The sequence below is a fragment of the Xanthovirga aplysinae genome (assembly GCF_009711365.1).
GTDB classification, from domain to species: Bacteria; Bacteroidota; Bacteroidia; order Cytophagales; family Cyclobacteriaceae; genus Xanthovirga; species Xanthovirga aplysinae.
Genome location: NZ_SMMB01001090.1, coordinates 1 through 7,940, shown reverse-complemented (window position 1 = coordinate 7,940; position 7,940 = coordinate 1). Strand labels below are relative to the sequence as shown.

Sequence of the window (7,940 nt, the reverse complement as noted above, 5' to 3'; positions counted from 1 at the left end):
TAAAGCAAATTTCTAGGTATATAGTCAAAAATTTGAAAAGTGGAGGAAAACCTCAGCTGATTTATATTTGCACACATAATTCTAGGAGAAGCCATTTTGGTCAGTTATGGGCACAGGTTTCAGCGTATTATTTCCAGATTGAACCTTTTGCTTCCTATTCCGGTGGTACGGAGGCTACTGCTTTTCATCCTCATGCGATTAGAGCAGCACGGGAGGCTGGTTTTGAAGTTACAGAAAAGGAATCTGGTGTAAACCCTATTTATGAAGTGAGTTATGCTTCCAATACCCCCCCCATGGAAGTATTTTCAAAGAAATATGACCAAAGCCCAAATCCGTCCAAGAGTTTTGGGGCGATAATGACATGTTCATCTGCCGATGCTGATTGTCCTTTGGTCTTAGGGGCTGACTTGAGAGTTGCCACTACTTATGAGGATCCCAAAGCCTTTGATAATACCCCTTTGGAAGAGGAACAATATGGAGAACGTTGTCGTCAAATTGCAACAGAAACAGCTTTTGTTTTTAAATCATTGTAAAAGCCACCCTAGGGATATCATTCTTTTCCATTTCTAATTCATTAGAAATACTTTCATACATAAGGACAATTCCTCTTTTTGGGAAGGCAGAGGTACTGTTTTAAGAAAGTAACGTCATGTCCTTTTCTATTTTTTTGTGGTAGATTTCTTTTTCTATCAGAGTATTCTTTGATTTCTTCTTAATTTTCTTTCACTATTTCGCTAATCGATAAATAAGGTTTATTTTTTAAATAAAATTTTATGATTATTGAATATTTAAGGAATTTTGGTCACGTAAGTGGTTTAATTGGACTTTAAATTAATAGTTGATTTTTTAATTATTTTTTTATTCACGGATTTTCAACCATCTAATAATGAAAGAAAAATTCTGTTCCTGTTTTCTTGGATCCCTGATCCTTCTTTTCTTTTTTTCCACCAGTTATGGTCAAAAGGCTCCTGTAAAATGGGGTAAGGTATCGGAAGAAGATCTACAATTAAAAGAATGTGAATTTGAAAAGGATGCAAATGCTGTTATTCTCAATGACTATGGTACAGTAGAATTTGACCGTAATAATGTTATTATCAATCGTCATGTTCGAATTAAGATTCTCAATCAGGAGGGGTTGGAGTGGGCGGATGTAAGAATTCCCTATTATGCTGAAGATCGATTTGAATTGGTGAATAGTGTAAAAGCTCAAACTATTAATAGCGATGAAAATGGAAAGCTTTACAAAATTTCAGTGGAAGGAAAAGAGATCTTTGAGGTGGATAAAGATAAAAATTGGAAAGAAAAACGCTTTACTTTTCCCTCGGTGAAAGTAGGTTCGATTTTAGAGTACTCCTATACCACCGTGTCCAAGAGTGTAATGTATTTGGATGCCTGGATTTTTCAAAATTCTATTCCAACTCTTCATAGTGAATTTAGGGCAAACATTCCTTCCGGATTGGATTATCGAGTTATTTTTCAGGGAAATCGCCTTTTGTTCAAGTATGGTAAGGTTAATACCAACCGTTGGGTTTTGGAAAATGTGCCCTCACTTAAAGAAGAACCTTTTGTAGCCAATCATTGGGATTATCAAGAGCTAATTCGTTTCCAATTGGCAGGCTATAAAAAGACTAAAAGCAGGTATGGTGGAGGAATTGAATATGTAAATTTAATGACTAGTTGGGAGGCATTAGCTAAAGAGGTGGTTACAGATGAAAGCTATGCCCCTTATTTTAATCGAAAAGCAAAAGCTAAGGAATTCTTATTTTCGACCATATCCGAAGATATGGCACCGAGGGAAAAAGCTGAAAAAATTTTTTATTTGGTCACGAATACCTTTAAGTGGAATGAATTGTTGAGAAGGTTCCCCACCCAATCTTTTAATAAATTCTTAGAATCTAAGACTGGAAATGGGACTGAAATTAATTTATTTCTTAATCTTTTATTAAATGCAGCAGGGTTGAATGCCAGTCCGTTATTATTAAGTACTAGATCTAACGGGAAGATTTATAAAGGGTATCCCTTGCTTTCTCAATTCAATCATGTAATTGTAGAGCTGAGATTAGGTGAGGAGACTATTCTCTTAGATGCAACAGAGCCCTTGGTCGCATTTGGTCAGTTGCCTGATTATGACCTAAATGGATTTGGGTACAGATTGGATCGAAAAGCACCGGATTGGGTAGAAATTAAACCCTCTATCAAAACATCTTCTGTTGTATTTGTCCAGGCTGATTTAAGTGCGGGGTCTACACAATTTGAAATAACCCTCCGTTTTTCGGGCTATGATGCCCTCGATTTAAGGCGAGATTTGATAAAAACCAATCAAGAACTTATTTCACTAATCGGAATTGATGAGGATGTTTTTGAGGTTGTAGACGATTCTGTTAGAAACCTAGAAGATCCTACCAAGCCTCTACAGGTTAATTTGACCCTTGCTTTACCAGAAGAGGAATTAGTGGGTGATATGATTTATCTGCCAGCAATATTTGTTAATTTTTTTAGTGAGAATCCCTTTAAGTCTGAGAAAAGATATTATCCTGTGGATTTTGGGAAAACTTTTAAGGACAGGTATACTTTAACTTTGAAGCTTCCAAAAGAAATTGAAGTGGAAGAAATTCCTAAGAGTGCTCGAGTGAAACTACCTGGAGATGCTGGACAAATGAGCTTTTATGCTAAAGTGAATGGAAATGTGGTTTCTATTACCAGTACGGTTTCCATGGATCAAGCCATTATACCGGAGGCTTATTACCCTTATCTTAAGGAGTTTTTTGGCCAAATTGTAGGAAAATACACTGAGCATATGGTTTTGAAAAGGAAGGAGATCAATTAGATTTCTTATTTGTCTAATTTTGATCTTGGATGAAAATTTGTGTCAATAAATGTGGTTATTCTTAACCCAATGAAGGATTTCTCGTATATTTGGAATTAGAGCATGTCTATGACTTTTATTTTACTGTAAATGGTTTTTGGATACCACCTCTCGTTGCTTTCTTTGGCTTAGTTTCCAGATACGAGCCCGAAAAGTACTTTGATGCCCCCTCCAAGCTCTCATTTTCGATAAAAAACAAAATCTTTAGGTAAGCTCTTAAATAAAGGAAGTGAGATTTCGTTTTTTAATTTATAAAAGATAAAAATTATACAATATGGCATTTGGAAGATCTTCAAATCCGACTTTAAAGCCGGAAATTTTTTCTTCAATCAGAAATTCTGATTATTCAAATTCAATGACGGTTCAGGGTACCGTAAACAAAACCTTGTTGATGTTGGCATTGGTCATTGTTCCCGCCAGTTATACTTGGGGTGAGTTCTTTTCTGGAGCCAATGTGAGCCCTTATATAGGAATAGGGGGAATTGGAGGCTTTATTTTTGCTTTAATTACCATTTTTAAGAAAGAGTGGGCTCCTATTACCGCACCTATTTATGCTATTTTGGAGGGACTTTTCTTAGGGGCATTGTCCGCAAATATTCAATTCCAAAACCCGGTGGGAGATAGTATTGTCATGCAGGCGGTAGTACTTACGTTTGGTACCTTTTTTACCTTATTGATTGCCTATAAAGCTGGATGGATTAAAGTGACAGATAAGTTTAGAATGGGCTTGGTAGCTGCCACTGGGGGTGTTGCTCTTGTTTACTTTATAAGCTTCATTATGAGCTTCTTTGGCGGTGGGCTTTCCTTTTTGTACGGAAGCGGAATGATCAGTATCGGATTTAGTCTGGTGGTGGTAGTGATAGCAGCTTTAAATTTGGTGATGGATTTTGATTTTATTGAAAGAGGTGCTAATGCAGGTGCGCCTAAATACATGGAGTGGTATGCCGCTTTTGGGCTAATGGTAACTTTGATTTGGCTGTATATTGAGATATTAAGGTTGTTATCTAAACTAAATAGTCGAAGGAATTAAAAAATAATAATGAGTAGATAGATATAAAAAAAGGAGTTGTATTGAACTCCTTTTTTTATATCTAATTGAAATCTAGTTTACTTATCTCCTAATAGAAATTTAATCCTTTTCTTTAATTGGAATATTTCAACATACTCAAAAGATGTTCCTTAATTGGGTTTTATGAAAAAAGGGAAAAGTGAGTTTTTATTTTTTTGCCAATACTAATTTAAAGGATTGGAGTTTTTACCCGCTCTAATTTTGAAGTTTTACTGTTAGGTTCAATCAGCAGTGTCATATTGGAAAAAAAGAAATTAAGTTCTTTCCTTTTGCCTCAATAAAACTGTTGACTTCCTCTAAAATCAAACTTTCGGATGATTTGGTTTAATCCCTTTTGAATTCTTTTATACCTCCTGCTCAGGTTGTCCTTTTGGATCGCAACCAGGGCTCCCTCCCAGATTGTTTGCATACCTTTTTTGTCTATTAACCGCAAGGTGGTAGTTCGTTCGTAATAGACGTAGGGGACCATAGTATAATTGTGTCCACCATTGTAATGTCCGTAATAGCCTCCTGAACCAGTGGGAACGGCTCTATAATCTGTTTTTTTTTCAATTTTTATCTTTATGCAAACCAGCAAATCCGGGTCATGAGGGTTATAGGCAAAGCCCCTTTCCAATAATTCGGTTTCTACGGTTCGCTTCAACTGCGAATCAATTAAACTGCTAATTTGTCCATTCTCTCCAGCATCTACATGCCAGGAAAAACTCATATACCTGCTGAAATCCGTATATTTATCATAATTGACGTGCACTTTTTTAAGATTGATGCAAGCGGTAAAGCTGAAAATTATCAGCAATATTCCTTTGTTCCAGATCTTTCTCAATTTACCGTCATTTTTGCTGTTTGAGAAGATTTTCTGTCCTTAGAAAACCATTTGATTATATTGTTTTCATCTAAATTTTGGTTGAAGATTGTACGTTCAATTAATTGGCAATTGCCATTAACTAATAGTTGAAAAGCAATTCTTTTAATTAACTTTTTATTAGTTTTTTCCGCTTTCGAATAAGCTGATTAACCATGTGATTCTGGATTTTTCTTGAGTTGTTCACTTCTCATTTGGTGCCTTAGAATTTAATTTTTTGAAACTGTAAATTTTTTCAATAAGCTTTATTTGAAATTATTTTTTATTTGTTTTTAGAGGATTCCGTTGAAGTACTTTTTTGGGTCTAAGATTATATCTAAATAGGTGATCTCAATTAGGAAAGCCTTTTCGCATTCTTGGACAAGACCCAATTATAAATTGAATTTGGTAGTAATTAGAGTTAAAACCAACTATGTGATGGTTTTCCAAAGACATTTTAAATATCTGAATTTATTTAGAGGTGTTCTTAAACATCAATAGGTAGATATGTGATTCAAAAACCAAAATTTTTAATTTTTAGTTTTTTTCAGATGAAATAATAGATTTTAAAGGAAAGGGAATATTAAAATTCAGGAGTGGGGAGGATCGATTTAACTGGTAAATATTCTTATCCTAAAATATTAAGATGGGGTTACTGATACCTACTTTTGAAATAATATTATTATTTTGTGCATTAAAGATTAAAGTCAGCTTTAACTTCCTTATTCGGGGGAAGGAGGCTTTCTTTTTACATTGGGGAGTACACAATTGAAGTTTTAGTTTTAACTTTTTTTAAAATTATTCGTCTTAATGTAAAGTTGCTGTATTTTTTTTAGGAGGAGGAAGGGGATCTATAATTAATTTTTTTGGTTATTAAATTATCTGTTAAAAATCAAATTTTAATATAGACAATGTGCAATTGGAGGTTGAGAATAAAGAATTACTTTTATCTTTCTTAAAAATCTCCTTATTTATGCCAATTTTGATAATTAAATTGCAGCACTGATCATTTAACGGAAGTTTGACAGTAGTGCCATGCATCAGCAAGTAATCTTTTCATATGAGGACATCAAAGAACTTGCTCTGAAAATAAATTTCAAGAGAGGGGAAGACTATTTTAAAAGCGGAAAGGTAAGCGAAGTTATTTATAATGGAGATAACACTTTTAGAGGTTTTGTACATGGGCATTATGTTTATGAGGTTGAGCTTTCACTGATAAAGGGGGAACTAAGTGCAAAATGTGGGTGCCCTGCGGGACATGATGGAATTTGTAAGCATGCGGTGGCCATTTCTATGGCTGTTCTTTCAGGAAAATTTTCTTTGGAAATGGATAAAAGGCGCTCCTTAACCTATAATGATTTCTTGGCCTTGTATGTTGATTCCAGCGATGTTGATAAACTTGAATTTTTACAACAACTGCTTGAGGATAATGATGAACTAAAGGAGAAATTTTCTTCCTATGTTAAAAAAAAACTCCAAGTAGATGAAGTTGCCTGATGATAATTTTTCTTTTTGTGTTCTAACAACAGAGGTGTTTTAATTTTCATTTCTTATTTATTTAATTTTCGAAATACTCCATTCTGTTTAATTTAGTCCTTTAGGTTTTTGTATGACTTGCGCAAAACATGTTTAATTTCCCTTCGTTGAAGCATTTGATTGTATGCATATGATGTAATAAAAAGAATCTCATGAATAAGTTACTAGTTGTTCCCATTTTAGCTCTCATTTTACTTTTTATTGATTGGTATGTTTTTCAGGCAGTTCGTGTAGTCAGCGAAAACCTTTCAGTAATTCCACGTAGAATTATTTATTATACGTACTGGGGAATCACCACCTTGGTTTTATCCGGCTTATTTTTATATAATTTTGGCAATCCTGATAATTATAGTCGGGTGTTCCGAATGTTTTTATTGACAGCAGTTTTTGTCAATTATTTTGCTAAGATTTTTGGGGTTCTTTTTCTTTTAATTGATGATGTTCGAAGATTGGTTCAATGGGTTTATTATAAGGTAGTTGATGATTCTTCAAGCTTAAACGCCATTTCTTCTGATTCCACTCTGGAGAGAGGAAATCAAATTAGCCGTTCGGACTTTCTATCAAAAACAGCTCTCTTGGCAGCAGGCGCACCAATGGCCGGAATGGTCTATGGCATTGTTTCCGGTGCCCATGATTATAGAATTAGGAGAAAGACGGTGTATTTACCTAATTTACCTGCATCTTTCGACGGAATTAAAATTGGGCAAATATCTGATATTCATAGTGGGAGTTTTTTTAATAAAACTGCCGTAAGAGGAGGGGTAGATATGTTTATGGAAGAAAAGCCGGATGTAGCCTTCTTTACAGGAGATTTGGTTAATAATGAAGCCGATGAAGTAAAAAATTATATTGATATCTTTAACAAGATAGATGCTCCTTTAGGAGTGTATTCTACCCTTGGAAATCATGATTATGGGACCTACAGAAATTGGACCTCTGATGTTGCTCAACAAAAAAACTTAGAAAAGTTGAAAGAAGCACATAAAATTCTGGGGTGGGATTTGCTGATGAATGAGCATCGTATGCTTTTGCAGGGTAGTGATAAATTGGCCATTTTAGGGGTGGAAAACTGGGGAGGAAGAGGATTTATAAAGAAAGGGCGATTGGACTTGGCACATAAAAACACTGATGAAGCTGCCGTTAAGCTATTATTATCGCATGATCCTAGTCATTGGGATTTGCAGGTTCGGCCTGAGTTTGGTGACATTGATATGATGTTTGCGGGACACACCCATGGTTTTCAATTTGGGGTGGAACTAGGGGATTTTAAATGGAGTCCTTCGGAATATGTATACAAACAGTGGGCTGGCCTTTACCAAGAAGGTAAACAATTTTTGTATGTAAATAGGGGATATGGTTATTTGGGTTTTCCTGGTAGAGTAGGAATGCCTCCCGAAATTACTATGATTGAGTTGAAAAAAGCCTGATTTTTTTACATTTGGATTAGTAATTAAAAGTCAAATTTTAAAATTGAAAGGCTGTCAGATCATAACCCAGGCAGTCTTTATAATTTTTAGACTGCTTTGGTAAACTTGCCAAGGAATCTATCGGTAGAAGTACCATTGTAAACCAATGTTGATATCTACAGTTTGGAAACCAAATAGAAATTCCCTGGCGTTAAATTTTGT

6 protein-coding genes are annotated in these 7,940 nt (G+C 34.8%); 5 read left to right on the top strand and 1 reads right to left on the bottom strand.

Annotated features, from left to right (window positions below; translation table 11 throughout):
• From E1171_RS12585 to E1171_RS12575, 3 genes are all read left to right on the top strand, one after another.
• A partial coding sequence (locus tag E1171_RS12585) for a low molecular weight phosphatase family protein (protein WP_222931489.1) occupies positions 1-533 on the top strand: 533 nt, incomplete at its 5' end.
• Positions 534-886: 353 nt separating this feature from the next.
• A complete protein-coding gene (locus E1171_RS12580; protein ID WP_155206359.1) occupies positions 887-2,827 on the top strand; it encodes a DUF3857 domain-containing protein in 1,941 nt (646 codons plus the stop codon).
• A gap of 313 nt (positions 2,828-3,140) precedes the next feature.
• Complete coding sequence (locus E1171_RS12575; RefSeq protein ID WP_155206358.1) at positions 3,141-3,896, top strand: Bax inhibitor-1/YccA family protein; 756 nt, start codon at positions 3,141-3,143, stop codon at positions 3,894-3,896.
• A gap of 313 nt (positions 3,897-4,209) precedes the next feature.
• On the opposite strand, the gene E1171_RS12570 is transcribed toward E1171_RS12575, so the two are convergent.
• Positions 4,210-4,758: a DUF4136 domain-containing protein gene (locus E1171_RS12570; RefSeq protein WP_155206357.1), complete on the bottom strand. Its 549-nt coding sequence runs from the start codon at positions 4,756-4,758 to the stop codon at positions 4,210-4,212.
• A gap of 1,053 nt (positions 4,759-5,811) precedes the next feature.
• On the opposite strand from E1171_RS12570, the gene E1171_RS12565 reads away from it, so the two are divergent.
• Positions 5,812-6,273: an SWIM zinc finger family protein gene (locus E1171_RS12565; protein ID WP_155206356.1), complete on the top strand. Its 462-nt coding sequence runs from the start codon at positions 5,812-5,814 to the stop codon at positions 6,271-6,273.
• A 191-nt stretch (positions 6,274-6,464) separates the two neighbouring features.
• On the top strand, positions 6,465-7,739 hold the full coding sequence (locus E1171_RS12560; protein WP_155206355.1) for a metallophosphoesterase: 1,275 nt from the start codon (positions 6,465-6,467) through the stop codon (positions 7,737-7,739).
• Positions 7,740-7,940 lie beyond the last annotated feature (201 nt).

Excerpts from the sequence above, each read along its gene's own strand:
- E1171_RS12580 (WP_155206359.1), top strand. The coding sequence starts at position 887 with ATGAAAGAAAAATTCTGTTCCTGTTTTCTTGGATCCCTGATCCTTCTT.
- E1171_RS12575 (WP_155206358.1), top strand. The coding sequence starts at position 3,141 with ATGGCATTTGGAAGATCTTCAAATCCGACTTTAAAGCCGGAAATTTTT.
- E1171_RS12565 (WP_155206356.1), top strand. The coding sequence starts at position 5,812 with ATGCATCAGCAAGTAATCTTTTCATATGAGGACATCAAAGAACTTGCT.
- E1171_RS12560 (WP_155206355.1), top strand. The coding sequence starts at position 6,465 with ATGAATAAGTTACTAGTTGTTCCCATTTTAGCTCTCATTTTACTTTTT.